The sequence below is a fragment of the Pseudomonas sp. o96-267 genome, assembly GCF_003935465.1.
Taxonomy (GTDB): Bacteria; Pseudomonadota; Gammaproteobacteria; order Pseudomonadales; family Pseudomonadaceae; genus Aquipseudomonas; species Aquipseudomonas sediminis.
Map to the genome: position 1 here is coordinate 226,171 of NZ_RHQP01000001.1, position 26,319 is coordinate 252,489.

A 26,319-nucleotide genomic window follows, 5' to 3' on the forward strand; every position below is an offset into this window, starting at 1 on the left:
CAGGATGGCGTCATGGCGAACTCTGCAACTCCTGCGGCGGACGCCAGCGTGTCGGTTTGCAGGCCACGCTCATACCATGCAGCTCATTCAGCACAGCCCGTGCGTCGAACCTCGGCGACCTAATTGCAGAGGCATAGCATGCGACCACATCTTGAAGTTCGGGATCACTCAGCCCCAGATCGCGCAAGCGAAGGAGAATCTTCTTCAGATCTTCGACGCCTGCTTCTTCGCTGAAATCATCTGCACGCTCGAAATCCAGCAGACAAGTTTCGTCGGCGACCAAGAAGTTATAGGGGTTACAGTCGCCATGGGCGATGCCGTGACCGTGCAATTGGCCAAGCAGGCTCAGCGACTGGCAAGCGCCTCGCAACAATTGCGACCCCGTCAATGTCGCCAGTGGTACGCCCGGCAAAAACCGCGTAAGCAGCAGGCTTTCGTGACAGCGCGGATGCCGGGTTTCCGTGTACAGTAGTGGCTCTGGGGCTGCAAATCCCAGTGTATGCAGCCTTGCCAGCACCATCGCCTCATCGCGTAGAGGAGATCGGTAGGCCCGACGCAATATTCGCTTCCACCAGGGTTTCATCGAGCGGCGATAGCGTTTGACGAACAGGACGTCGTCTTCCCGCGTAATCCTGGCGACCGCTCGCCCCGGCGCAAAATCGTCTAACTGAGCGAAGACCGGCAACAACGCCCCGATCTGTTTGCGCCCGAGCAGCTCCTTTTGAAAGACTATGGTTTTACTCACCTAAAGCCTCCCAGTGAAGTCTGGCGGCGTCGGGTGCTTCGCGTGCAGCCTCTTGCTGCCCCATGGATCGATTCATGTATAGCCTCTACGCCAAAACAAAAGAGAGCCTAAGGCTCGCTACTTATGCCGGCCACAACCTATGCAATCCAGCAGCCGCGCTGCTGGCACACCTGCTGTTCGACAATCGCTCTACACGCAAGCGCATTCGCAGCGCAATCAAGCTGATACGCATGACGCCGCGTTACAGCAACCACGAGCAGTTGAAGGGCCACGCGTACATCTGGCACTGCGACCGCGATGACCAGAGCGCCTTGGCCATGAGCCTGGGCAAGCAGCTCGAGCGCAATATCAGCTTCATGCCTGCCATCAAGCAGGACGCCGACAAATCGCTGGACTGGCGTGCCATGTACGCAGCCTGGAAGATAACACGGCGCTGCCCGTTGCCCTGGCTACAACGGCTCTACGTATTCAGCGTCTTGTGCCACACCATCAAACATTTCAAAGCCATCGACACACTGCAGATACCCCAGCAAATCACCTCCCTGGTGAGCTACAACAGCGCCAACATTCCCGAGTGTTTTCTGGTCGCCGCCTGCCGGCATCATGGCCTGCCGACCTACTCGCTGCAGCATGGGCTTTATCATCGTTATCGCGGCGAACAACCGATCGACATCATCAACTACGAAAACGTCACCGCCGATACTTTGTTGGTCTGGAGCGAGTTCTGCCGCACGGAGATCGAGGCGTTTTACCGCGAAACAGGCCGATCCCCCGATTTCGACATGCAGGTTGCCGGTTACATTAACCCGCCTGAGCCGGCCCATGTTTCACCGCGGCCCGCACACGCGCAGAAGAACCTCCTTTGCGTGCTGCCAGGCAAACGCTACGTGAAGGACAGCATCGAACTTCTCCATTTACTGGCCGCACTGCAGCCATGCTATCCGCTGACCGTGCGCCTGCATCCGCTGCTCGCCAGCAATGCAGCATTGCTGGCTGCTCTGCCGGCCAGCGCAACGCTCGATGACAGCCCTACCCTTGCCGATACGCTAAGCGCCGGACGCTACGACCTAGTCGTCGGCTTCAATACCACCAGCCTGTTCGAAACGATGCTGTTCGACGTCCCCTGTGCACTGTATCGGGCACAGAGCCTCAACCTCACCGCAGATGGAGTCCCCAGTTTCCGGACTGCCGCGGAGCTGGCAGCGCTGATTGAATCTCCAATCGACACCCGACCGATCGCCGATTATCTGCTGGGCGCCTCGTTTTTTCGCTACCGCGAAATCATCAACGCAGCAGAAACTTCAACGCCACCCGCCATTGAGCCGGATAGCGCTGAATTCCCACGGCCTTAAGCCAGCGAACGCGCAATGCCAGCGGAAGGTGCGCTCTTCTCAACAAGCGCAGCCAGTAGCGCACCGCTAGCGCCTCCTTACGCCGCTGCTGCCCCTTGGCCAACGGCCGCGCGCTGGAAAAAGGCAACTCCAGCGGCGCAGCATCAGCGTAGGCAAGCGCCTGGCGAGCCCAGGCCTCGCCAAAGCTGCCCATTGAAAAGTGCAAAAGATCAATATCGAACACGACTGCGACCTTGCCGGCCCGGGCCACGCGCAGGCTGAAGTCAACGTCGTAGAAATGAAAACCCGTCACTCGCTCATCGAAGCGCGTTTGAGCCCATACCGAACGGCGCGCGAACAGCCAGACGCCGTCCAGCGCCACGACAGGAACGCATTGGCTCGAACCGCTGTCGGCAGGCTTGGCGAAAGCCGCGCTGGCATCTGCTCTCGATGAACCGTGCAGTATGTTGATGCAAAGATCGTCTTCATCACCGCTGTGCCAACCAGAGGGAGTTGCCGCCTTGTAGCGGCTTCCTGCCAGCCCGATGAGGGCAAGCTCTGCGTCGCCTGAGAAATGAGCTAGCGCACGCGCGCCCCAATCCGGGCTGAGGAACTCGACATCCTCATGCACGAAACACACGAAGGGGAAGCTCGCCCTCGACGCCCCCTCGTTGTAGACCGCACAAATACCTCGCCCCTCGATACTGTTGTCCATGGCGATCAGCTCGTGTTCGACACCGATCGTGGCCTCGATATTGCGAGCCACCGCCTGCAACCGTGCGGGTTGGGCGCTGCAAATCACAACGGAAATCACGCGACGCGTCCCGAAAAACCACCGTTCATTTAACTTTCTTCAGCCCCAGGTAATAGAGTGGAAACTTGAGGTACAGCTTGAGCTTTTTACGCAGCAGGTAACCCCGGCTACGGCCGAGCCATTTTTCCTCGAATATGTACTTGGCTCGTTTGGTCATCAGCCACTGGCGAGCCGAGGTGTGAGTACTCAACGTGCGGCTATCGAGATGATCGACGACCGAAGAGGTGACCAGCACGTGCCGCAATCCATTTGCCTGCAGCGTCAAGGCGTAGTCGTTATCGGCGTACCAGAAGAAAAACCGCTCATCCAGCGCGCCGATGACGTCCAGAATGGATCGGCGAAATACCAGGCACCACCCGGAAATTTCCCGCAGCACGCCGTAGCCTGGATAGACACCGCTGTCGAGCGGGAACCCCTTGGCCGGATGATGCAGGGAGCAAGCCGGGCTGGCACTGCTGACGCTCGGATCTTGTTCGAACACACGCAGCAGCTCTGAAGCCCAGCCGGGATGGAAGGACAGATCGTTGTTGCAAATGGCCACGAAGGGCGCCTGTCCTTCGCGAATGCCGATGTTCATATAGGCGTGGTAGTTGAAAACGCCTTTGGGATAGAGCGTGACCACGCCCGGCTGCGTATAAATAGGCGCTTGTGCATTCGACTCGAGCACCCAGATACGGAAGCGAATCCGCTCGGAATCTTCCGAAGCGACCAGAGAGTCCAGGCAGTGTTCGGTAACTTGGCGCAAGGCGTCGTCCTTGGCGAAGCTGAGTATCACTACGTCAAACCATACGGGTGACGATGCAAGGAAATCATTCATGCGATATCTCGAAACGTAAAAAAGATCGCCATCAGGAACAGGCCAGAATACGCGCCACGCGATGCGTCCAGGTGTGTTCTGCAAGAAAGCGCGCCTGCCCCTTACGTGCGATACGCTCACGCTCTTCGGGGTTGGCCAGATAATGACGAACCTTGTCCCTCAGCTCGGTTCTTGAGCGAAATATCTCGATTTCCTCTCCAGGCGTGAACAGCTCGGCGATTTCCTCACAGTAGTCGGTCATCAGGAAACAGCCTGCCGATAGCGCTTCGAAAATCCTTAGATTGACGCCTGTTTCGGCGCCATAAAAATCCGAGCGGGTGATGTTGAGCACCATTCGAGAAGTCTGTAGCAACTGCCGCAACTCCTCACCCCATACGGTTCTATCGTCGACGCGCTGTTGCAGCGCCGAAGACATCAGTGCCCGGTTACGACGCCAGCGATTGCCGCGCACCGTCAGGTGTTCGCGGATATTTTCCAGCAGGAACACCCTGCGCAAATCGGCGCTACCAACGAACAGCACATCATGCTCTGGCTCAGCCTGATGCTGAGGCAGGACCACGGCACCGAACGGCAAGTGCAGAGCCTCGAGCCCCAAGGTTTCACGAAAGAAACGCGTCGTCACCGCAGAGAAGGAGAACAGCTGGTCGTAACGTGGCAGCTCCTGCCCGATGAAGTAGAGAAACTCCCGGCGTTTGGAATACAGGTTGCAACTGTCGGTATCGTAGAGCATGAAGCGCGCCCCGGCGCCACGCACCATGCTTGCCACCTGATCCACGTCGTAGTGCTTGTACAGGAAGCCGATCACCAACACGTGCGTCGGCGCCTCTTCCTCGATGAGCTTGCGCAGCGGTTGCAGCGACAGACGCGGCAAATGAGTGAAGCCGTCCCGTTCGCGGGCTTTGTTTCTCGCCTTGTAAAGTGCCGATGCCACGCCATACCAGCGGCGCGGCTTCTGCTGCAAAGCATCCCAGTGGACTGCTGACACACCAGCGCCGAGAAAGGCCTCGTACAACTCGCGGCCCAGTGGCACGCCGCCTATGCCATCCAGAATCAAATACTTGCGTTTGCCAACAGGCGTCGTATCGCTATCGAGCATGTGCTCCATGTCATCCATCCATAGGCTCCGGGTACTGCTTTGCAACACCCGGCCGGTAGCTCGAATTAATGATCGCTTGATCGCCAGGTGACGGCTGCGCTGCACACTGATGGCAGCTCAGCACGCTTGCCTGGCTCGCGGTTTCAACAGTAGGTGCCGAAAGCGCTTGAACAGCTGACGATCCCACTGCCGCAGGGGGATCTGCGCGAAAAGTCTCCACGCGAACCGTTTGTCCTGGGTTACGGCTGGACCGAGTATCTTGGTGAGCAAGCGCGCCTTTCCGGACTCGTAAGCCGGATGATCGCGGAATAGATCAAGCAACTGCATACCGTAACGGTACTCGGCAAGATAATTACGCGACAAACCTCCTTCGTGCTTGCGATACAGGGTCACGGTGTCGGGTATGACATCGATACGGTAACCTGCATGGGCGATTTTCAGAGTCATCTGAAAATCCTGCACACGCAACGAAGGGTCATACATGCCGGCCGCGAGCATAGCATCGCGCCGATACATCACCAGATTTCCGCCTACCACCAAGGCCTGAGCCAGCGCCTGGGAGAAATCATAGCTCCGGACCTCACGAGCCTTGTTTTTCTTCGGCAGTATCGCACCATGCTGATCGATACGCTGCGCACGACCGCCAAGGCACCCGACTTCCGGATGTTTCATCAGGTAATGGGCTTGCAGCGCGATACGACCGGGCACCATGACATCGTCCGCATCGAACGTGGCGACGAATTCACCCTGCGCCAATTCCAGCCCTTTGTTCAGCGCGGCGCTGACCCCTTGATTGGACTGACGGATGAATTCCACGCGACGTACCCCCGGGTAACTGCGCCAGTCGCGCAGCGCATCCTCGATACAGCGCGCACTGTCATCAGTTGATCCGTCATCGATCACGATCAGCTCGATGGACTGATAATCCTGCTCGAGGATACTGCGCAGTGCATCGCCCACATAGGACGCGTAGTTGTAGCAAGGCACAATGACGCTGACCAAAGGCGCACCGGGGCGCTCGCTAACGCTCATAAGCGGCATCCCGACCAGCGGGACAGGGTGTCGAAGAAACGCGGAGCGACTGCAGAGTCGACGAAGCGGCTCTCCAGCCGGCCGCGCATGTCTTCGCGAAGCCGTTCCAGTTCCTTCTGCTGAACCGACGCGACGTTTCGCAGACTGGCAGACAAGGCATGCCAATCACCGAAGGTGAACAGTTCTCCACTCTCGCCGACCACTTCCCTGCCGCCACCGCAATCGCTGCAGACCACAGGCAAACCAGCCGCCATGGCCTCGAGCAACACCATGCCGAAAGGCTCGTGATCAGAACTTAGAGCAAACATATCGAAGGCCCGGAAGTAGCGCCGAGCTTGCGGCACATGCCCCAGGAAACGAACCTGCTCTGCGATACCCAGTTCGGCCACCAAGGCCTTGAGCTTCGCCTCGAGCCGCCCCTCTCCGACTATGACCAGCAGACTGTTGTTCGGCAAAGTGGGAAGCGCGTCGGCAAAGGCGCGGATAAGGGTTTCCTGATCCTTGTCAGGATGCAACCGCCCCACGTTACCGATCACCCAAGCCTGACTCGGCAGGCCAAGCGCCTCGCGCGCGGCTGAACGTGAAAGCTGCTCGGACTGCACGGCTTGCAGATCAATCCGGTTGTAGAGCGTCTGAATGCGCTGTTGCGGCCACCCCGGCAAGCAAGCGCGCAGGTCATCACGAACCGCGTCGGATACGCCAAACAGGTAAAGCCGCTTACGAAACAGGTTGGCGAAGAGCTGGCGCGACTTGCGCTGGTAATCGCCGAAGGCGTGATGAATACCGATCACTGGAAGCTTGGTGCCCAGCATGGCCACATAGGCAGGCTTGGAGCGATGGGCAATGCACAGGGCGAAGTTGCGTTGAGAAGCAATGCGACGAATCGCTCGAATCGCGCCGAGCTTCAAGCCCCTCAACTGCTTGCTGCTGTATTCGAGAAAGACCACCTCATCGGAGGCAGATCCCGCTTCCACCTGAGCATCGTACTTGCCGCTCAGGTATACGGTCATCACCTTGTAGGGAGTGTCGGCAAAAAGCACGGCATATTGTCGAGCACAATCGAGAAACGGCCCATCGTAACCATGACAAATCTGCAGCACCCATGCTTGGTTCTTATTATTGGTTTTCATGATCCCTACCAATTAACGACAACGTCAGGTACCTGTACGCACCCTTGAAAGTCACTACTTAAAAAAGAATTCTAGCCCTTAACCTGAACAGCCGATGCTTCGACCTTAACTGTCGGAGGCAAGGTTTTTCAGCTAGTTCAATTTTTTCTGATGAACGGCAACAAAACAACCTTGACTGACGAGTCATCTACGTCTAACTGGCATGGTTATGAGCATTAAGCGGCTTCACGGCGACTCTTGGCTACTTGCGCCATGGCCGCAAACATCTCTCGGGCCCTTCTACGGGCCTCTTGCAAGAGGCGCTCGATGTGCGCCTGCTCCCTCTCGCTGAAGGCGATGACGCAAGCATCGGAAGCGGCATTTTCGTATGACAGGCGAAGGCGATCACTCAAGCCGACTTGCGTCAGCAGAGCCTCGATCTTGTGAGTATTAGAAGGAATGGCGTAGAAGGGAGTACCGGTGACCAGACACAAGGTAACCAAATGAAAACGCCCGGTGATTACGCCTTCGGAGCGCCGCAGCAAAGCCAGGAAACGTTTGGGGGACAGCACGGCGTAACGCCAGCGCAGCTTGTCGATCCGGGAGTTTGGTAAGTCGGCGGGGTAGCGATGCAAATAACTGGCAGCGATACGCCGGTAGGCCTTCAGCCGCTTGCGCAGATTCTTGCGCAGATAGATATCGAAACCCTTACCCAGCTGCAGGGGCGCAACAGTGCGGATGCTGAAATAACGCAGCCGGGGATTGGCACAGCTGATGCGCCATGCTTCGCGCAACCGCTCCGTGAGCACGCTGCCGTTGATCAGCAGACCCTGACGAGCGGGCGTAGCCCCCTGGTATTGATAAGACAGCGTCAGATCCGGTACGACCTCGGCCGAAACGCCGACCTCCCCCAGCGCGGCCTGACTCAGAACGTCGCGCACGAATATACGCGTGAACAATGGTGCATCGGCATTGAGCCGATCATTGTTCTGCCAAACGGAGTTGATCAGAAAACAGGGCACGCCGTGTTCCCGGCAATACCGCGCTAGTGCCCCATAACGCAGGGCCAGCGGCGCATCGTCGTGCATGGTGCCTTCGCCGTTGACCAGGCAGATATCAGCCGCGCGGATGTCGGCTTGCAACTGCTCGTCTGTTTGCCAGTCGTGATACATCGGGCAGGAGCGCAAAATATCCATGCCAGCCTGTTCGGCCAGTGTGTAGATCTGCTGCATCACCAAATGGCAGCCGTGGTGCCCCTCCGAAGACGTGTCGTTGAACAACAACGCCTTCAACCTTGCCTGACTGCCAGCCACCCCTAAGACTCCACGCTGCCGGACAGGTCACTGTTCGGCGCAATGACGTCATCCTTGACCACCAGAATATCTTCCATGATCAGGCACTGCAGGTCCGAGCCGAAGAACATGTTCAGGGCATCGGTCGGCGAGCAGATCATCGGTTCGCCACGGCGGTTCAACGAGGTGTTCAGCGACACGCCATTGCCGGTGAGCTTTTCCAGCTCCAGCATCAGGTCATACCAGCGCGGGTTGTACTCGCGCTTGAGCACCTGGGCGCGGGAGGTGCCGTCCTCGTGGACGACTTCGCTGACACGCTCCTTCCACTCGTCGTTGACCTCGAAGGTAAAGGTCATGAACGGACTCGGGTGGTCGACCTTGAGCATCTTGTCGGCGACGGTGTCGAGCATCGACGGGCAGAAGGGTCTCCAGCGCTCGCGGAACTTGATCTGTTCGTTGATGCGGTCGGCCACGCCGGGGATGCTCGGGCAACCGATGATGGAACGGCCACCGAGAGCGCGCGGACCGAATTCCATGCGGCCCTGGAACCACGCCACCGGGTTGCCATCGACCATGATCTGCGCGATGCGCTGCGGCATGTTGTCGATCTTCTGCCATTTCGGCGCGTTCGGGTGGCGGGCGCAGGCGGCGATGACGTCTTCGTTTGAGTAGGCCGGGCCGAGGTAGACGTGCTCCATCTTCTCCACCGGCACGCCGCGCTTGTGGGAAACGTAAGCCGCGGCACCAACCGAAGTGCCGGCGTCACCGGAGGCCGGCTGCACGAACAGCTCCTTGACCTCGGGGCGGGCGATGATCTTCTGGTTGAGCTTGACGTTCAGCGCGCAGCCGCCGGCGAAGGCGATCTTGCCGGTTTCACGGATGATGTCGCCCAGGTAGTAATCCATCATCTCCAGCGCCAGCTTCTCGAACAGCGCCTGCATGCTGGCGGCGTAGTGGATGTAAGGGTCGTCGGCAATGTCGCCTTCGCGCTTGGGCCCCAGCCACTCGATCAGTTTGGGCGAGAAGTAGAAGCCCTTGCCCTTTTCCTTGTGGCGGCGCAGGCCGATAACGTTGGCGTAGTCGGTGTTGATCACCAGCTCGCCGTTCTCGAACTTGGCCAGACGGGAAAAATCGTACTTGCTGGCATCGCCGTAGGGCGCCATGCCCATGACCTTGAACTCGCCGTCAAGCATTTCGAAACCGAGGAACTCGGTCACCGCACCATACAGGCCACCCAGGGAGTCCGGGTCGAAGAATTCCTTGATCTTGTGGATGCGACCGTTTTCGCCGTAACCAAAGAAGGTGGTGGCGTACTCACCCTTGCCGTCGATACCGAGGATGGCGGTCTTCTCGGTGAAGCCCGAGCAGTGATAGGCACTGGCGGCGTGGGCCAGGTGATGCTCGACCGGCTCGATCTTGACCTTCTTGGCGTCGAAACCCAGTTGCTCCAGGCACCAGACGATCTTCTTGCGATAGCGCTTGTAACGGCGGTTACCCATGAGGATGGCGTCGAGGGCACGATCCGGCGCGTACCAGTAGCGCTTGGCATAATGCCAGCGCGCCTTGCCGAACAGGCTGATGGGCGCGAAGGGAATCGCCACCACATCGACATCGGAGGGCTTGATACCGGCCTGCTCCAGGCAGAACTTGGCCGACTCGTAAGGCATGCGATTCTTCGCGTGCTTGTCACGCACGAAGCGCTCTTCTTCCGCCGCAGCAATCAACTTGCCATCGATGTACAACGCCGCGGAAGGGTCATGACTGAGGGCGCCGGACAGGCCAAGAATCGTCAATGCCACGGATAAAGCCTCTTAACGCGGCTGTCTGACTCGACAACCGATACGGTTTGATTTCGCTGAGCCTCCGTCGGAGGGCTCAATTAAGTGTTGGCAGGCGCCGATCAAGCTCACGGTACAGGGCGCTGTCGGCCGACCAGTTGCGCAGCAGGCGCGCACGGTCACGTGCATAGGCGGCCTTGAAGCTGCTGGCCTGGCCATGGTACTGCATGGCATCCAGATCGATCAGCGCCCAGCAGCCGTCCTGCCAAAGGATATTGCTACCTTTGCAGTCACCATGGCTGATGCGCTCGCGCAGCAGGGCCGCAAACAAGGCCTCCAGGGCCTGCAAATCCGCCTCGGGCGGCAGCCCGTCCGCCCCGCAGTGCGCGAAACGGGCGATTATATCCATACCCGGCGCGTGTTCGGTAATCAGATAGGCCTGGCGGCGCAGCCACAGGGTACGTCGTTCGAGCACGGCCAGCGGTCTGGGCGTGGCGATACCGAGGAAATCCAGGCGATTACCCTCGCACCAGCTGTGCCAGGCCCGGCTCGGCCGCCAGAAGCGCCGCAACCAATGGCTGAAGCCCTTGATGTTGTAGCGTTTGATGACCAGTTGCCGGCCGCCCTGCTCGATGCGCGCAACGGTCGAGGAGCCGCCCAGCTTGAGCGGCTCGCCAGCCGCTATCGCCGCATCGGGATCGGCCAGGATGGGCGCCAGCACCGCGTCCTCCTCGCGCCTCACTACTTGCAGACGCGACGGGCCGCGCCAGACACGAAAAGCCGTGCACTCTCGCTGGATCTTGGCCATGAAAGTATGCAGGCGCAGCCCGCGTGCCTTGGCCACCGCCCTGAGCAGAGCCTCAAGTGGCAGTGCATGTTCGCCGTTGACCAGCAGGTAATGCACCAACAACTCCTCGATAAAGTCATCGACGGCTCGGGGAAACAGCGCGAAGAACAACCCCAGGTTTTCCAGCACGCGGTCTCGGGAGAGGGCCTGCCCGGGCGTCTCGGCGCGAATACCGCCGCCATCGATGAGATGCAGTCGGCCGTCATGGCGCAGCAGGTTGTCCAGGTGCAGGTCCTCCTGCCACAAACCTCGACGATGCAGCTCGCCGATAACGCCAAGCGCCTCACCCAGCACCTGCTGCTGCGCATCGCTCAGCCAGGCTTCGCCGGCGACGGCCTGCCAGTCATCCGCCAGGCTGCGCGCGCCCTCCAGGAACTCGAACAGCAGCCAGCCGCCGCCTGCCGCGACGCCATGATCGAGCAGCAACGGCGTGCACAACCTCTGCTCCACCAACAACCGGGCACCTTGCAGCTCTCGCGCAAAATGTCGCTCAGCCTTGCTGCCAACCAATAACTTGGCGAGCACGTTGCGCCCCTGCCATTGCGCCTCGCCGACATAACGCTGCCCCGGCAACACACGCAGCAGACTGTGCAACTGGAGTGACTCACCGCCCGGCAAATCGATCGACAGCGGCAGCGCAGGATTACGCCCCGCCTCGTTGAGGAGAACCAGTTTCATTGGCGTTGGGCCTTGTCCTTCAAACGCGCCGCAAGACGCTGCGACCAATGATCAAGATGCTGCCCACTGCCCAGATAGGCGGTCAGGAAGCCCAGGTGATCCGCTTCATTCCAGGGATTGGTGCGACGTAGCAACGGTTCGAGATCCTTGACCCTGTCCCGCTCGCCGAGAAACAGCGGCCGGGTCTTTTCCAGGTCGATCAGTTGCGCCGCAAAGCCATCATTTCGTGGCTGCAGGAAGATGTGCTTGGGGTAGAAACAGCCATGCACCTGGCCCTTTTCATGCACACGGCGAGCCAGCAGACCACAGGCGCTGACGATCGCCTGGCGCTGCTCGGCTGCGAGCTGGCGCCACTCGGGCAGCCAGCTGTCAAGGTCGCGCCAGCCATCCAGGGCACGGGTCAGCAGCACGGCTCGGCGCTCACCATCGATGCGCCGCTCGGCGTAGAACGCGGCGCTCATGGCCGGGATACCCAGGCGCTGATAGCGGCGAATGTTGCGAAACTCTCGCGCCAGGGTCGGCTCACCCCAGGGGCGCTCCAGGCTGTGGGTCAGGTAATTGCTCTGGCGCTTGAGGTAATAGCCATGGCCTTCCAGGTCGAGCCGATAGACCGTGCTCCAACCGCCGCGCGGCGCCTTGTTGGGTTCGTCGACCGCATGCAATTCGAGCGCCCAGAGCGCCTCGAAACTGGCCAGTCCATGACGCTCGAGCAGCGTTTGATCATCGCTGTCGATGAAGTCCTTCATTCTCTTCCCTCGAAGTACCGCACGATCTGCCTGATACGTTGCTTGTCGCTGTCGCTGAGCCGGTCGCGACCTCGATACTGCAGGTAGAAGCGCAGGCGCTGCGTACGTGAAAGATGATACTTGGCCACTTTATCGAGGCAGGCAAGGTCCTTGACGATGCGTCTGCGCAAAAAAGGCCCCCACCAGAACGCCCCGGTCGGGCAGTCAATCAAATACAGGCGGCGATGCTCATCGACCAGCAGATTGCGCCACTTCAGGTCGTTATGGGCGAAATGGTGATCATGCAGGATGCGCGTGGCGCGAGCCAGCTGAGAGCTGACATCCTCAACCCAGGCCCGATCACGCAGGCGCGCATCGCCAGAGGAAGCGAGCCGCCACATGTCTGAGGTATCGACCAGCTCCTGGGTAATCAGCGCGCCCCGGTGAAAGGCCGCGCCCTTACGCTCCAGCCCATAGGCGGCAATGGGCGCGGTAGGAATACCCCAGGCCGCGAAGTACTTGAGATTCTGCCACTCGGCCTTGACCCGCGGCCGGCCGATGAAGCGCCGGGCGCCCTTGCCGGCACCGTGGTAGCGCTTGACGTAATAACGCAGCCCACCGAGTTCGACGCGAATGACGTCCGATAGCGGGTCATGGGTGATGGCCTCGCCCTGCAGAGCGAAGACCGCATCCAGCGACGCGAATGCCCTGGCTGCCTCGGGGGTAGTCAAGGCGGTGACGCGCCACTGACTCATGCTTCACCTTCTTTTTCGTACTTGCGCACATAACGCGCGCGCAGCCGGTCGGCCTTGCCCTGCAGCCACCGCAGCAACGCGGCCTCGTCCTGCAGGATCAGGCGCAATGGGCGGCTGTCGACGACGCCGAAATACTCTTTGAGAAAGCGCAGCAGATCGCGCCGGGTCAGGCCAATGCCCAACGCGGAGAAATACAGCCCGGCCAGGTCCTTGTCGCGCCAGCGTCGCGGCACGGCATCACGCACCTGCGCCCGATGCAGATCGATTATCGACAGCCGGAAATCATCCGCGTCGAGGGGTTTGTCGGTATGCAGGAGAAAATGACAGATATAACAGTCCCGGTGATTCACGCCGGCGGCATGCATGCGTCCGGTCATTTGCGCGACGCGGCGGATGAGCGCCCGTTTCAACCCGGGTGCTGGCGGCTGAGCGTGCCAGTTCAGCGTTAACTGCTCAAGATCGACAGTGGGCGCCAGCTCTTCGGTGACGATGAAGGAATGTTGCTGCGCCGGATTGCTGCCTCGCTCGCCATAGGCGACCGCAGTCATGGTCGACACACCCGCTTCGCTCAGACGCTGGATGGCCTTCCACTCCTGACCAGCGCCCAGCACTGGCAGTCGGGCCGTGACCAGGTTCTTGAGAATTTCACCCCAGCCAATCCCTCGATGAATTTTGACGAAGTAGCCTTTGCCGTCCACCTCGGTGCGCAGCGTTCGGCGCGCCTCGAGTTCCCGGTAGACCTGCCCCTGCAGGCCCTCTACTTCCTCAAAGGCATCCTTGCCGGCCCATAGGGACTTGAATGGTTCAGCAAGAATCAGCTGCATAAGCCTCCCTGTAGGCGCTGCGCCCTCATTATGGATACGGCAAACAGCGCAAGTCGGGCGGAGGGACCACCGTTGCCTCGCACCGAGGACGGCGAGCCCGAATGGTCGATACCACCCGCAGTAGCTGACATGCTCACGCGCACCTCTCCGCCAGGATCACGTCGGCGGCCTTCTTCGGCATCGAATACAGGTCGGCGCTGTCGGCATAGGCCAGGCCGTTGCGCCCCCAGAGCGCACGACGCTGCGGGTCGGCGAGCATATCGGCCAGGGTGCGGTTGAGTTGCTCCTGCTCGAAGGGGCCGGGCAGGACCCTGCCGCAATCGGCATCGGCGATGTAGTGGGCGTAACCGCAGACGTCGGTGACCAGCACCGGCAGGCCGGAAACCAGCGCCTCCAGCAGCACGGTGCCGGTGTTTTCGTTGTAGGCCGGATGGATCAGCAGATCGGCGCCGAGCAGGAAGCGCGGAATGTCGCTGCGGCCCTTGAGAATCTGCACCTGGTCGCTCAAGCCCAGCGCCTTAACCTGCAGCAGGAAGGGCTTGGGATCGTCCTGGCCGATGGCGATCAGCCGGGTGCGCTTGCGCAGCTCACGCGGCAGGGATGCCAGGGCCTTGAGGCTGCGATCCAGGCCCTTGGTCTTGAAGCCGGAGCCGATCTGCACCAGCAGCAGGTCATCATCACTCAGCTTGAACTCACGGCGGAACTCGGCGCGAATCTCGCCAGCATTGGCCGGCGCGCGCCGGTCCTGAGCGATGCCTGGCGGCAGCAGATGGAAGCGCTGCAGCGGAGTCTTGTAGTGTTTGACGAACAGTGGCTGCTGCACTTCGGAAATCATCAGGATCTCGGTCTTCGACTCCGGCGCGAACACCGCGCGCTCGTACTCGGCGAAGTGCTTGTAGCGCCCCCAGCGACGGTAGATCGGGTTGCGCAGGGTCTGCGCCTTGTCCTCGAAACAGCCGTCGGCGGCGTAGTAGACGTCCAGGCCTGGCATCTTGTTGAAGCCGATTACCCGGTCGACCGGGTCGCGTTTCAGGTCGGCGTGCAGCCCGGCGCTGAACTTCTCATTGCGGCGGGGGTTGAACAGCGCGCGCACCGGCGCCCCGCGGCCATCGAAGCCGCCGGGGTTTTCCCCTTCCCAGATCGGCGTGTAGACGCGAATGGCGTGGCCACGCGCCTGGCATTCCAGGGCGATGCGCATGAAATCGCGCTGCAGCCCACCGAACGGGAAGTATTTGTAGAGAACGAAGGCCAGTTGCATAGCCGCTCCTTAAAGGGTGCCGGGAGGCGCAAGCAGCAGCGCCTCCAGTTCCAGGCCGACGCGCTCGGCGCCGAGGCCATCGAAGCAGGGCTTGTCACGGTCACCGCTGCCGGCGCCCGGGCCGCTGGCACACAGATGAATCTGGCTACGGCCGTAGGCGCCCACCTTGCCGGGCAAGGTCGGGCCGTAGAGGGAAATGTTCGGTACATCCAGCGCCGCGGCCAAGTGGCCGAGCCCGGTGTCGACGGAGACGCAGGCGCTGGCACCGGCAATCACCTTGGCCACACCGGCCAGGTTCAGCTTCGGCAGCACGGCGGTATGCGTCAGGCCGGCAGCGATGCGCTCGGCGCGCGCCTTCTCCGTCTCATTGCCCCAAGGCAGGCGCACGGCCCAGCCCAGCTCGTCCATGCGCTCGGCCAGCGCACGCCAGTTGGATTCCGGCCAGTGCTTGCTGGCCCAGGTGGTGCCATGCAGGAACACCAGATAGGGCTGCGCGGTAGCGTCCATCATCGCCGCACGGTTCAGGCCGTAGTCACCGCTACCGGACGGCAGCGAATAACCCAAAGCCTTGGCGAACAACTGGCGCACGCGCTCCAGCGCGTGCTGATCCTTGGGTACCGCATAGCGGCGATCATAGAAGCGACTGGCCAGCGGCTCGCGCGCCGAATCACGATCCAGACCGGCCACTGGCGCCGACACGTAACGCGTCAGCCAGGCACTCTTGAGCAGGCCCTGGGCGTCGATCACCAGGTCGTAGCGGGTTTCCCGCAGACGCTGCTTGAAGCGCGTCCATTCGCCACTGCGCCAGGTGCGCAGGGGGTGCTTGCGCCAGCGGCGGATGGCCACCGGAATCACCTGGGACACCGCCGGATGCCAGGCGGGAATCTCGGCGAAGCCTTCTTCCACCACCCAGTCGAAGCGGATGCCGGGAATAGCACGCGCGGCATCAGTCAGTGCCGGCAGAGTATGCACCACGTCACCGAGCGACGAGGTCTTGATGATCAGCACCCGCAAATCAGTCGCCCTCGACCAGGATCAAGGTCTCGCCGACCAGCCTATCCAGCGCTTCGATCACCGGGCGCGGCTTGAGCTCGCGTAGACAGTTGTAGTGACCAAAACGGCAGGTGCGCTCGAAACAGGGGCTGCACTCCAGACCCAGGCGAACAATCTCGACGCGGTCGGCCAGCGGCGGGGTGAAGCCCGGCGAAGTGGAGCCGTAGACCGCTACCAGCGGTCGATTCAGCGCCGCCGCCACGTGCATCAGCCCGGAGTCGTTGGAAACAACGGCGGTGGCCGCCGACATCAGGTCGATGGCCTCGGCCAGACTGGTCTGCCCGGACAGGTTGCTGACTTCCTCGCGCAGGCCCGGAATCAGGCGCATGCGAATGTCTTCACCGCCGGCATGGTCGTTCTTCGAGCCGAACAGCCAGACCTGCCAACCCTCGCGAATCTTGATCTCGGCGACCTTGGCATAGTGCTCGGCCGGCCAGCGTTTGGCCTCGCCGAACTCCGCGCCAGGGCACAACGCGAGCACCGGACGATCCAGCTGCAGGCCGAACTTGGCCAAGGCAGCCGCACGGCTGGACTCATCGATCTGCAAACGCGGCTGTGGATAAGGCTGCGGCAACAGAGCACCGGGCTCATAGGCCAGCGCCATGAAGCGTTCGATCATCAGCGGGTAGCGTTCTTTGTCCAGCGTGCGGATGTCGTTGAGCAGGCCGTAGCGCATCTCGCCCTTCCAGCCGGTGCGCTTGGGAATACCGGCGAACCAGGGCACCAGCGCGGACTTCAGCGAGTTGGGCAGCAGGATGGCCTGATCGTACTGACCGGCCAGCGACTTGCCGATACGCCGGCGCGTGGCCAGATCGAGAACGCCATGGCCGAGCGGCAGGCTCAGCGCGGCGCGCACCTCGGGCATGCGCTCAAGAATCGGCCGGCTCCAGTCCGGCGCCAGCACGTCGATCTCGCACTCGGGATGGCGCTGTTTCAGGCACTGGAATAGCGTCTGCGCCATCACCATGTCGCCTACCCAGCTTGGCCCAACGATCAGTATCTTCATATCTTTTCCAGAAACGACCGGGGAGGCTCAGAGCCCACCTGCAATCAGCTGCGCGTCGGTCATGCGTCGTTGCAAAAGGGTCTTGGGCGTTCATTTACCGCAGTAAACTCACGCCCTCGCCCCTGTTGCGCCTAGCCTGACTCTAGCTCGCAAGATTACCGGCGGACTCTTGAGGCCTCCCCGTCGAGCCTTCGAGGAATCGCTTATTTGACCAGCGTACGCCATTCGGCGTGGCCACTGGTTTTACCGGTGACCAGATCGAAGTAGGCTTTCTGCAGCTTCTCGGTGACCGGACCACGGCGACCAGCGCCGATCTTGCGGCCATCCACTTCGCGGATCGGCGTGACTTCAGCGGCAGTACCGGTGAAGAACGCCTCGTCGGCGATATACACCTCATCGCGGGTGATGCGCTTCTCGACCACCTTGATGCCATGCTCTTCAGCCAGGGTCAGAATCGTGCTGCGGGTGATGCCATTGAGGCAGGAGGTCACTTCCGGGGTGTACACCACGCCGTCCTTGACCAGGAAGATGTTCTCGCCCGAACCTTCGGCCACGTAGCCTTCCGGATCCAGCAGCATCGCTTCGTCGGCGCCACCGGAGATGGCTTCCTGCAGGGCCAGCATCGAGTTGATGTAGTTGCCGTTGGCCTTGGCGCGGGTCATGGCGATGTTGACGTGGTGGCGGGTGTAGGAGCTGGTACGCACCTTGATGCCGGCCTCCAGCGCTTCCTCGCCCATGTACGCGCCCCAATGCCAGGCAGCGACGATCACGTGCACTTTCAGGCCTGCGGCGCGCAGGCCCATGCCTTCGCTACCGAAGAACACCATCGGGCGCAGGTAGGCGCTTTCCAGGCCGTTCTCACGCACGGCGGCGCGCTGGGCTTCGTTGATCTCTTCCTTGGTGAAAGGGATCTGCATGTTAAAGATGTGCGCGGAGTCGAACAGACGGTCGGTGTGCGCCTGCAGACGGAAGATCGCAGTGCCGTCCGGGGTGTTGTAGGCGCGTACGCCTTCGAACACGCCCATGCCGTAGTGCAGGGTGTGGGTCAGCACATGGGTGTTGGCTTCGCGCCACGGCACCAGTTTGCCGTCGTACCAGATCACGCCATCACGGTCGGACATCGACATCTTGCCTGCTCCTCAAATTCGCTTCACGGTTCGAACAATTAGGTGGGGCCGCAGCCCCCGTCATTCAACTCAGCCCCAGTTCACGCCACAGGCGCATCACGGCGCGGCGCTCATCCTGGAACTGATCCCCCGGCACCACTCCAGGCTGCTTCTGCAGCGCCTGGCGATGAGCGGCCGAGCGATAGATCTTGTAGACCTCGCGCAGCAAGGCGGCATCCTCGGCGCCCATCAAACCCACCCGCTCCAGACCTTCCAGAATGCGGATGTTATCGGTGAACTCGAGTAGCTGCGGGTGTTGCCACGACCAGGCCAGAGCCGCGTATTGCACCATAAATTCGATATCGACGATACCACCGGCATCCTGCTTCAGATCGAAGGAGGACGTGGCCTCGAAGGCATTCGGCGCCGTACCGGCTGCGGTATTTTTGTTGCCAAGGTTGTCACGCATCTTCGCGCGCATCTCGCTGACCTCGACACGCAGCGCCTCGATATCGCGCTGGCGACCGAGCACCTCGGCGCGCACGCGAGCGAATTCGCCAGCCAGGCGCGAACACCCCACCAGCACCCGCGCACGCACCAGTGCCTGATGTTCCCAGGTCCAGGCCTCGGTTTCCTGATAGCGCTTAAAGGCGCCCAGCGAGCTGACCAGCAGCCCGGCTGCGCCCGATGGTCGCAGGCGCATGTCGACCTCATACAACGCACCAGAGGTGGTCTGGGTGGTCAGCAGGTGAATGATGCGCTGGCCCAGGCGGGTAAAGAACTGCGCACCGTCTATCGGCTTGGCACCATCGGTTTCGGCCTGCGGGTCACCGTCATGGATGAACACCAGATCCAGGTCCGAGCCATGGCCGAACTCCAGGCCGCCTACCTTGCCGTAACCGACAATGATGAAATCCGGATCGCACGGCGTGCCATCGGCACGATAAGGACGGCCATGGCGCTGCACCGTATGCTGCCAGGCCAGCGCCAGCACCTGATCGAGAATCGCCTCGGCCAGCCAGGTCAGATAGTCCGACACCTTCATCAAGGGCAGCGTGCCGGCGATTTCCGATGCGGCCACGCGCAGGCTGTGAGCCAGCTTGAAGTGACGCAGCGCCTCCATCTGCTGCTCCAGGTCTTCCTCGGGAATACGGATCAGCCGCTCGCGCAGCTCGGCCGCCAGCTCCGGCGCCAGCGGCGGCGAATATAGCCGCCCCTCGTTGAGCAACTCGTCGAGCAACAGCGGATAGCGGGCAATCTGCTCGGCGATCCACGGGCTACCTGCGCAAAGACTGATCAGCCGCTCAAGCGCCCCCGGGTTTTCGCTCAAAAGCACCAGATAGGCCGAACGCCGTGCGACCTTTTCCACCAGCGGCAGTACCCGCTCCAGCACCAGATCCGGCTTGTCGTGCTCGACGGTCTGCGCCAGCAGACGCGGAATGAAAGCATCCAGACGCTCACGCCCCAGTCGCTGCATGGCGCGCACCTGTGGGCCGTTGCGCAAATCGGCGAGCCGCCGACAAGCTGCCATGGCGTCGACGAAGCCGGCTTCCAGCAGTTGCTGCGCAGCCGCTTCTTCGTCCAGCGCACCCTGCCACAGCGGTAGCCATTCGGCGCCGACGCTGGCCTCGCCAGCATCCGATTCGTCTTCATCAGGGTCGGCGATCACCTGCTGGAAATGCCATTCGATGCGGCCACGCCAATGCATCAGCCGCTCATGAAAACTCGCCCAGTCGGCGAACCCCATGATCGCGGCGACTCGCGCCTGATCCTGCGGGTCGGCCGGCAGCATCTGCGTCTGCCGATCACCAATGCCCTGCAGGGCGTGCTCGGCATAACGCAGAAACTCGTAACCTTCCTTCATCTCCGCGACCACCGCCGGCGGCAGATAACCCTGCCCCTCCAGGGTCGTCAGCACCTTGAGCAGCGGGCGCTGCTGCAGGCTGAGGTCGCGCCCACCGTGGATCAACTGGAATGCCTGGGCGATGAACTCGATCTCGCGGATGCCGCCGGCACCCAGCTTGATGTTCTCGCTCATGCCCTTGCGCCGCACCTCCTGCTGGATCAGCAGCTTCATGGCGCGCAGCGCTTCGATAGCGGAAAAGTCCAGATAGCGGCGATAGACGAAAGGCCGCAGCATATCCAACAGCTCGGCACCCGCGGCCTGATCGCCACCCACCACGCGCGCCTTGATCATCGCGTAGCGTTCCCAGTCGCGGCCCTGATCCTGGTAGTACTGCTCCAGCGCATTGAAGCTGAATACCAGCGCACCGCTGGAGCCATAGGGGCGCAAACGCATGTCAGTGCGGAACACGAAACCGTCGACGGTGATCGCATCCAGCGCCTTGATCAGCTTCTGCCCAAGGCGGATGAAGAACTCCTGATTGTCCAGCGGACGTTTGACCCCTTCGGTCTCGCCGCCCTCCGGGTAACCGAAGATCAGGTCGATATCCGAAGAAAGATTGAGCTCATGCGCGCCAAGCTTGCCCATGCCGAGAATGACCATGTGCTGCGCCTGGCCGCTGCGCCGCCCTACCGGCGTACCGAACTGCGCGCAATGGCGTGGATAGAGCCAGTGATAGGCCAGATCGATGCAGGCATCGGCAAGATCGGACAAGTCGCGGCAGGTTTCACCGAGCGCCGCCTGGCGACTGAAGTCACGCCAGATAATGCGCAGCTGCTGGCGATTGCGAAAGCGCCGCAGGCAGCGCCCGAGGGCATCCTCATCGGCGCATTCATTCAGTTGCACTTCCAGTTGCTGGCGCAACTCGCCCGGCGCCAGGCTACGCTCCAGCTCACCAGATTCCGCCAGGGCGACGAACATCTGCGGATCACGCTGAGCCTGCTCGGCGACGAAATCGCTCAGCGCCGAAACCTGCCGCCAGGCATCGCGGCGCTCTTGCGGCCAGCCCGCAACACGCTCAGCCAGCGCTTCGTGCTCGACCAAGGCGGCTTGCAGTGACTGCTCGGCACGTTCGGCCAGGGGAAAAAGGGAAGAGGGCAACTCGACCAGCAACGGCAGGCTCATGGTCTATCCTTTTGGCGGACTGCCGGACGCACGGTGCAATCGCCCGCAGCCCCGCTCCAGCGGGGCACGCGCGGCCGGCGGTGCCGCGGATTGTAGTTTTACTACGAAAGAATTGTATCCAGAGGGCTGAATCCGTCGTCGAAATGTAGTAAAACTACAAGCGGCCGGTCCTACCCCCGGTAAATCCAAGAATTTCAACTCGCCCGCCCAAAAAGCCGGTGAGACCCAACTGGCCTCCGATTCTGGAAGCCTTTCCGCCCTGGAGCAAGCCATGCAAGACCTCGATCCGATCGAAACCCAGGAATGGCTGGACGCCCTTGAATCCGTCCTCGACCGTGAGGGTGAAGACCGTGCCCATTACCTGATGACCCGTCTGGGCGAGTTGGCCACCCGCAGCGGTGCGCAACTGCCCTACGCGATCACTACGCCATACCGCAACAGCATCCCGGTAACCCATGAAGCTCGCATGCCCGGCGACCTGTTCATGGAGCGCCGTATCCGCTCGCTGGTGCGCTGGAACGCCCTGGCCATGGTGATGCGCACCAACCTGGACGACCCGGATCTGGGCGGCCACATCTCCAGCTTCGCCTCTTCCGCGACGCTGTATGACATCGGTTTCAACTACTTCTTCCAGGCCCCGACCGAAGAACACGGCGGCGACTTGGTGTTCTATCAGGGCCACGCCAGCCCTGGCGTCTACGCCCGCGCCTTCATGGAAGGTCGCATCAGCGAAGACCAGATGAAGAACTTCCGCCGCGAAGTGGATGGCAAAGGTCTGTCGTCCTACCCGCACCCCTGGCTGATGCCGGACTTCTGGCAGTTCCCGACCGTATCCATGGGGCTGGGCCCGATCCAGGCAATCTACCAGGCGCGCTTCATGAAGTACCTGGAAGCGCGCGGCTTCATTCCAGCCGGCAAGCAGAAAGTCTGGTGCTTCATGGGCGACGGCGAGTGCGACGAGCCGGAATCCCTCGGCGCCATCTCCCTGGCCGGCCGCGAGAAGCTGGACAACCTGATCTTCGTCATCAACTGCAACCTGCAGCGCCTCGACGGCCCAGTGCGCGGCAACGGCAAGATCATCCAGGAACTCGAAGGCGTGTTCCGCGGTGCCCAGTGGAACGTCAACAAGGTGGTCTGGGGTCGCTTCTGGGATCCGCTGTTCGCCAAGGACAAGGACGGTGCCCTGCAGCGTCGTATGGACGAAGTGGTCGACGGTGAATACCAGAACTACAAGGCCAAAGACGGTGCCTACGTTCGCGAAAACTTCTTCAACACACCAGAGCTCAAGGAGATGGTCAAGGACCTTTCCGATGACGAGATCTGGAAGCTCAACCGTGGCGGCCACGACCCGTACAAGGTCTACGCGGCCTACCACCAGGCCGTGAACCACAGCGGCCAGCCGACCGTGATCCTGGCCAAGACCATCAAGGGCTACGGTACCGGCGCCGGTGAAGCGAAGAACACCGCGCACAACACCAAGAAGGTCGATGTCGACAGCCTGCGTCAGTTCCGCGACCGCTTCGATATCCCGGTCAAGGACGAGGAGCTGGAAAACCTCCCCTTCGTCAAGCCGGAGCCAGGCAGCCCCGAGTACAAGTACCTGCACGAGCGCCGCAACGCGCTGGGTGGCTTCGTACCGCAGCGTCGCCAGCAGAGCTTCAGCATCCCGACCCCGCCGCTGGATACCCTCAAGGCCATCCTCGACGGCTCGGGCGACCGCGAAATCTCCACCACCATGGCTTTCGTGCGCATCCTCGCGCAGTTGGTCAAGGACAAGGAGCTCGGCCAGCGCATCGTTCCGATCATCCCGGACGAAGCCCGTACCTTCGGTATGGAAGGTATGTTCCGTCAGCTCGGCATCTACTCCTCGGTCGGCCAGCTGTATGAGCCGGTCGATAAAGACCAGGTGATGTTCTACAAAGAGGACAAGAAAGGTCAGATCCTCGAGGAAGGCATCAACGAAGCTGGCGCCATGAGTTCCTTCATCGCCGCGGGTACCTCGTACTCCTGCCACAACCAGCCGATGCTGCCGTTCTACATCTTCTACTCGATGTTCGGCTTCCAGCGCATCGGTGACCTGGCCTGGGCCGCTGGCGACAGCCGTACCCGTGGCTTCCTGATCGGCGGTACCGCCGGCCGTACCACCCTCAACGGTGAAGGCCTGCAGCACGAAGACGGTCACAGCCACATGCTGGCAGCGACCATCCCCAACTGCCGCACCTACGACCCGACCTACGGCTACGAGCTCGCGGTGATCATCCGCGAAGGCATTCGCCAGATGGCCGAAGAGCAGCAGGACATCTTCTACTACATCACCGTGATGAACGAGTCGTACCAGCAGCCAGCCATGCCGCAAGGCGTGGAAGACGGCATCATCAAGGGTATGTACCTGCTCGAGGAAGACAAGAAGGAAGCCGCGCACCACGTGCAACTGCTGGGTTCCGGCACCATCCTGCGTGAAGTCGTCGAGGCGGCGAAGATCCTGCGCGACGAGTTCAACATCGGCGCCGATGTGTGGAGCGTCACCAGCTTCAACGAACTGCGTCGCGACGGCCTGGCCGTGGAGCGCAGCAACCGCCTGCACCCAGGCCAGAAGCCCAAGCAGACCTACATCGAGCAGTGCCTGGGCGGCCGCAAGGGCCCGGTCATCGCTTCTACCGACTACATGAAACTGTTCGCCGAGCAGGTTCGTCAGTGGGTTCCGAGCAAGGAATACAAGGTCCTGGGCACCGACGGCTTCGGCCGCAGCGACAGCCGCAAGCAACTGCGCCACTTCTTCGAAGTGGATCGCAACTGGGTCGTGCTGGCCGCCCTGGAAGCCCTGGTAGACCGTGGCGAGATCGAAGCCAAGGTGCTGGCTGACGCCATCGCCAAGTTCGGTATCGATGCCGACAAAGCCAACCCCCTGGACTGCTGAGGAGCGTAGCGATGAGTGAATTGATTCGCGTACCCGACCTCGGCGGTGAAGGCGAGGTGATTGAACTGCTGGTGAAGGTCGGCGACCGTGTCGAAGCCGACCAGAGCGTACTGACCCTGGAGTCCGACAAGGCCTCCATGGAAGTGCCCTCGCCCAAAGCCGGCGTGATCAAGGAAATCAAGGTCAAGATCGGTGACCGCCTAAAAGAAGGCGACGAGTTGCTGGTGCTGGAAGTCGAAGGAGCCGCCGAAGCGGCGCCTGCGCCGAAAGCCGAAGCCGCACCTGCCGAAGCGCCGAAGGCAGCCGCTCCGGCGGCGGCTCCTGCCGCTGCCGCGACCAGCAGCAGCGTGCAGGATGTGCACGTGCCGGATATCGGCACCGACGGCAAGGTCAAGGTCATCGAAGTCATGGTAAAGGTGGGTGACACCATCGAAGCCGACCAGTCGCTGATTACTCTGGAGTCCGACAAGGCCTCCATGGAAATCCCTTCGCCGGCTGCCGGCGTGGTGGAAGAAGTGCTGGTCAAGCTGGACGCCGAAGTCGGCACCGGCGACCTGATCCTCAAGCTGCGTACCGCCGGTGGTGCAACCGCCAGCGCTGCACCGGCTCAAGCGGCCGCAACCGCTGCTGCGCCAGCCGCCGCACCTGCTCCTGCTGCCGCAGCCCCGGCTGCTGCTTCGGTGCAGGACGTGCACGTGCCGGATATCGGCACCGACGGCAAGGTCAAGGTCATCGAAGTCATGGTCAAGGCCGGTGACAGCATCGAAGCCGAACAGTCGCTGATCACCCTGGAGTCCGACAAAGCCTCCATGGAAATCCCCTCGCCGGCTGCCGGCGTGGTGGAAGAAGTGCTGGTCAAGCTGGACGCCGAAGTCGGCACCGGTGACCTGATTCTCAAGCTCAAGGTAGCGGGTGCCGCACCGGCCGCCGCGCCAGCGCAAGCCAGTCAGCAAGTGCACCGCGTACCGGAAGGTGCCGCACCGGAAGTGGCTGCTGAAGTACGCGCCATCGCTTCGCTGTCGGCTGCTGCTGCCGAAGTCGCCAACGCGCCCAAGCGCGATGGTGCCAAGGTGCATGCTGGCCCTGCCGTGCGTCAGCTGGCCCGTGACTTCGGCGTGGAACTGGCCGATATCGCCGGCACCGGCCCGAAAGGTCGCATCCTCAAGGAAGACGTGCAGGTGTACGTCAAGGCGATGATGCACAAGGCCAAGGCCACACCGCAGGCGACTGCAGCCGCTGCCACTGGCGGCGCCGGCATCCCGCCGATCCCGACCGTGGACTTCAGCAAGTTCGGCGAAATCGAAGAAGTGGCGATGACCCGCCTGATGCAGGTCGGCGCTGCCAACCTGCACCGCAGCTGGCTCAACGTGCCACACGTGACCCAGTTCGACTCAGCCGACATCACCGACCTGGAAGCCTTCCGCGTCGCACAGAAGGCCGTGGCCGAGAAAGCCGGCGTCAAGCTGACCGTGCTGCCGCTGCTGCTCAAGGCCTGCGCCCACCTGCTCAAGGAACTGCCGGACTTCAACAGTTCGCTGGCCCCGAGCGGCAAGGCGATCATCCGCAAGAAGTACGTGCATATCGGCTTCGCCGTCGATACGCCGGACGGCCTGCTGGTGCCGGTGATCAAGAACGTCGATCAGAAGAGCCTGCTGCAACTGGCCGCTGAAGCTGCCGCTCTGGCGGAGAAAGCGCGCAGCAAGAAACTGTCGGCTGACGACATGCAGGGCGCTTGCTTCACCATCTCCAGTCTCGGCCACATTGGCGGCACCGGCTTCACGCCGATCGTCAATGCGCCGGAAGTGGCGATTCTCGGTGTCAGCAAAGCCACCATCCAGCCGGTCTGGGATGGCAAGGCCTTCCAGCCCAAGCTGATGCTGCCGCTGTCGCTGTCCTACGACCACCGAGTGATCAACGGCGCGGCTGCCGCACGCTTCACTCAGCGTCTGTCGCAGCTGCTGGCCGATATCCGCACCATCCTGCTGTAAATCGTTTCGAGCACGCCACGCTCGCATCCTCAACCCCGTCTGCTTAGGCGGGGTTTTTTTTGCCTGTCTTCTGCCTGAAACGTCCGCTCGAGACGAGGACACCGAGAGCTGCTGCGCGCT

At 61.6% G+C, this 26,319-nt stretch carries 20 protein-coding genes; 3 read left to right on the forward strand and 17 right to left on the reverse strand.

Annotated elements, in window-relative coordinates:
* Positions 1-10: 10 nt before the first annotated feature.
* Positions 11-745 carry a lipopolysaccharide kinase InaA family protein gene (locus EGJ86_RS00980; RefSeq protein ID WP_125833607.1) on the reverse strand — a complete coding sequence of 245 codons (735 nt, stop codon included), beginning with the start codon at positions 743-745 and terminating at the stop codon, positions 11-13.
* A 74-nt stretch (positions 746-819) separates the two neighbouring features.
* Between EGJ86_RS00980 and EGJ86_RS00985 the strand changes: the two genes are divergently transcribed.
* A complete protein-coding gene (locus EGJ86_RS00985; protein ID WP_125833608.1) occupies positions 820-2,097 on the forward strand; it encodes a hypothetical protein in 1,278 nt (425 codons plus the stop codon).
* Here the strand turns inward: EGJ86_RS00985 and EGJ86_RS00990 are convergent.
* The 16 genes from EGJ86_RS00990 to glnE all read right to left on the reverse strand — a co-directional run bounded on the left by EGJ86_RS00990 (position 2,030) and on the right by glnE (position 21,294).
* The gene (locus EGJ86_RS00990) at positions 2,030-2,890 is read right to left on the reverse strand and encodes a glycosyltransferase (protein ID WP_125833609.1); all 861 of its coding nucleotides are present in this window, start codon (positions 2,888-2,890) and stop codon (positions 2,030-2,032) included. The genes EGJ86_RS00985 and EGJ86_RS00990 overlap by 68 nt on opposite strands.
* 25 nt (positions 2,891-2,915) lie before the next feature.
* Positions 2,916-3,707, reverse strand: coding sequence for a glycosyltransferase (locus EGJ86_RS00995; RefSeq protein ID WP_125833610.1), 792 nt, complete (start codon positions 3,705-3,707; stop codon positions 2,916-2,918).
* A gap of 31 nt (positions 3,708-3,738) precedes the next feature.
* Entirely contained in the window at positions 3,739-4,908 is a 1,170-nt protein-coding gene (locus tag EGJ86_RS01000) for a glycosyltransferase (protein ID WP_218565864.1), read from the reverse strand.
* 12 nt (positions 4,909-4,920) lie between these two features.
* Positions 4,921-5,835, reverse strand: a complete 915-nt coding sequence (locus EGJ86_RS01005) for a glycosyltransferase family 2 protein (protein ID WP_125833611.1) — start codon at positions 5,833-5,835, stop codon at positions 4,921-4,923.
* Entirely contained in the window at positions 5,832-6,965 is a 1,134-nt protein-coding gene (locus tag EGJ86_RS01010; RefSeq protein ID WP_125833612.1) for a glycosyltransferase, read from the reverse strand. Before EGJ86_RS01010 ends, EGJ86_RS01005 begins: the two co-directional genes overlap by 4 nt.
* Positions 6,966-7,180: 215 nt before the next feature.
* Complete coding sequence (locus EGJ86_RS01015) at positions 7,181-8,227, reverse strand: polysaccharide pyruvyl transferase family protein (protein WP_125833613.1); 1,047 nt, start codon at positions 8,225-8,227, stop codon at positions 7,181-7,183.
* A 32-nt stretch (positions 8,228-8,259) separates the two neighbouring features.
* Complete coding sequence (locus tag EGJ86_RS01020) at positions 8,260-10,035, reverse strand: carbamoyltransferase (protein WP_125833614.1); 1,776 nt, start codon at positions 10,033-10,035, stop codon at positions 8,260-8,262.
* A 76-nt stretch (positions 10,036-10,111) separates the two neighbouring features.
* Positions 10,112-11,539, reverse strand: a complete 1,428-nt coding sequence (locus EGJ86_RS01025) for a lipopolysaccharide kinase InaA family protein (protein ID WP_125833615.1) — start codon at positions 11,537-11,539, stop codon at positions 10,112-10,114.
* Positions 11,536-12,285, reverse strand: a complete 750-nt coding sequence (locus EGJ86_RS01030) for a lipopolysaccharide kinase InaA family protein (RefSeq protein WP_125833616.1) — start codon at positions 12,283-12,285, stop codon at positions 11,536-11,538. The genes EGJ86_RS01025 and EGJ86_RS01030 overlap by 4 nt, the downstream gene beginning before the upstream one ends.
* Positions 12,282-13,019: a lipopolysaccharide kinase InaA family protein gene (locus EGJ86_RS01035; protein ID WP_125833617.1), complete on the reverse strand. Its 738-nt coding sequence runs from the start codon at positions 13,017-13,019 to the stop codon at positions 12,282-12,284. Before EGJ86_RS01035 ends, EGJ86_RS01030 begins: the two co-directional genes overlap by 4 nt.
* Complete coding sequence (gene rfaP / locus EGJ86_RS01040; RefSeq protein ID WP_125833618.1) at positions 13,016-13,843, reverse strand: lipopolysaccharide core heptose(I) kinase RfaP; 828 nt, start codon at positions 13,841-13,843, stop codon at positions 13,016-13,018. Before rfaP ends, EGJ86_RS01035 begins: the two co-directional genes overlap by 4 nt.
* A gap of 133 nt (positions 13,844-13,976) precedes the next feature.
* A complete protein-coding gene (locus tag EGJ86_RS01045) occupies positions 13,977-15,101 on the reverse strand; it encodes a glycosyltransferase family 4 protein (RefSeq protein WP_125833619.1) in 1,125 nt (374 codons plus the stop codon).
* A gap of 9 nt (positions 15,102-15,110) precedes the next feature.
* The gene (gene rfaC / locus EGJ86_RS01050) at positions 15,111-16,115 is read right to left on the reverse strand and encodes a lipopolysaccharide heptosyltransferase RfaC (RefSeq protein ID WP_125833620.1); all 1,005 of its coding nucleotides are present in this window, start codon (positions 16,113-16,115) and stop codon (positions 15,111-15,113) included.
* A gap of 1 nt (position 16,116) precedes the next feature.
* Complete coding sequence (gene waaF / locus EGJ86_RS01055) at positions 16,117-17,160, reverse strand: lipopolysaccharide heptosyltransferase II (RefSeq protein WP_125833621.1); 1,044 nt, start codon at positions 17,158-17,160, stop codon at positions 16,117-16,119.
* A 203-nt stretch (positions 17,161-17,363) separates the two neighbouring features.
* Positions 17,364-18,287, reverse strand: coding sequence for a branched-chain amino acid transaminase (locus EGJ86_RS01060; RefSeq protein WP_003459089.1), 924 nt, complete (start codon positions 18,285-18,287; stop codon positions 17,364-17,366).
* A 64-nt stretch (positions 18,288-18,351) separates the two neighbouring features.
* Entirely contained in the window at positions 18,352-21,294 is a 2,943-nt protein-coding gene (glnE, locus tag EGJ86_RS01065; protein WP_125833622.1) for a bifunctional [glutamate--ammonia ligase]-adenylyl-L-tyrosine phosphorylase/[glutamate--ammonia-ligase] adenylyltransferase, read from the reverse strand.
* A gap of 271 nt (positions 21,295-21,565) precedes the next feature.
* On the opposite strand from glnE, the gene aceE reads away from it, so the two are divergent.
* Positions 21,566-24,211 carry a pyruvate dehydrogenase (acetyl-transferring), homodimeric type gene (gene aceE / locus EGJ86_RS01070; protein ID WP_106733772.1) on the forward strand — a complete coding sequence of 882 codons (2,646 nt, stop codon included), beginning with the start codon at positions 21,566-21,568 and terminating at the stop codon, positions 24,209-24,211.
* Positions 24,212-24,222: 11 nt separating this feature from the next.
* Positions 24,223-26,199: a dihydrolipoyllysine-residue acetyltransferase gene (gene aceF, locus EGJ86_RS01075; protein ID WP_125833623.1), complete on the forward strand. Its 1,977-nt coding sequence runs from the start codon at positions 24,223-24,225 to the stop codon at positions 26,197-26,199.
* Positions 26,200-26,319: the final 120 nt, after the last annotated feature.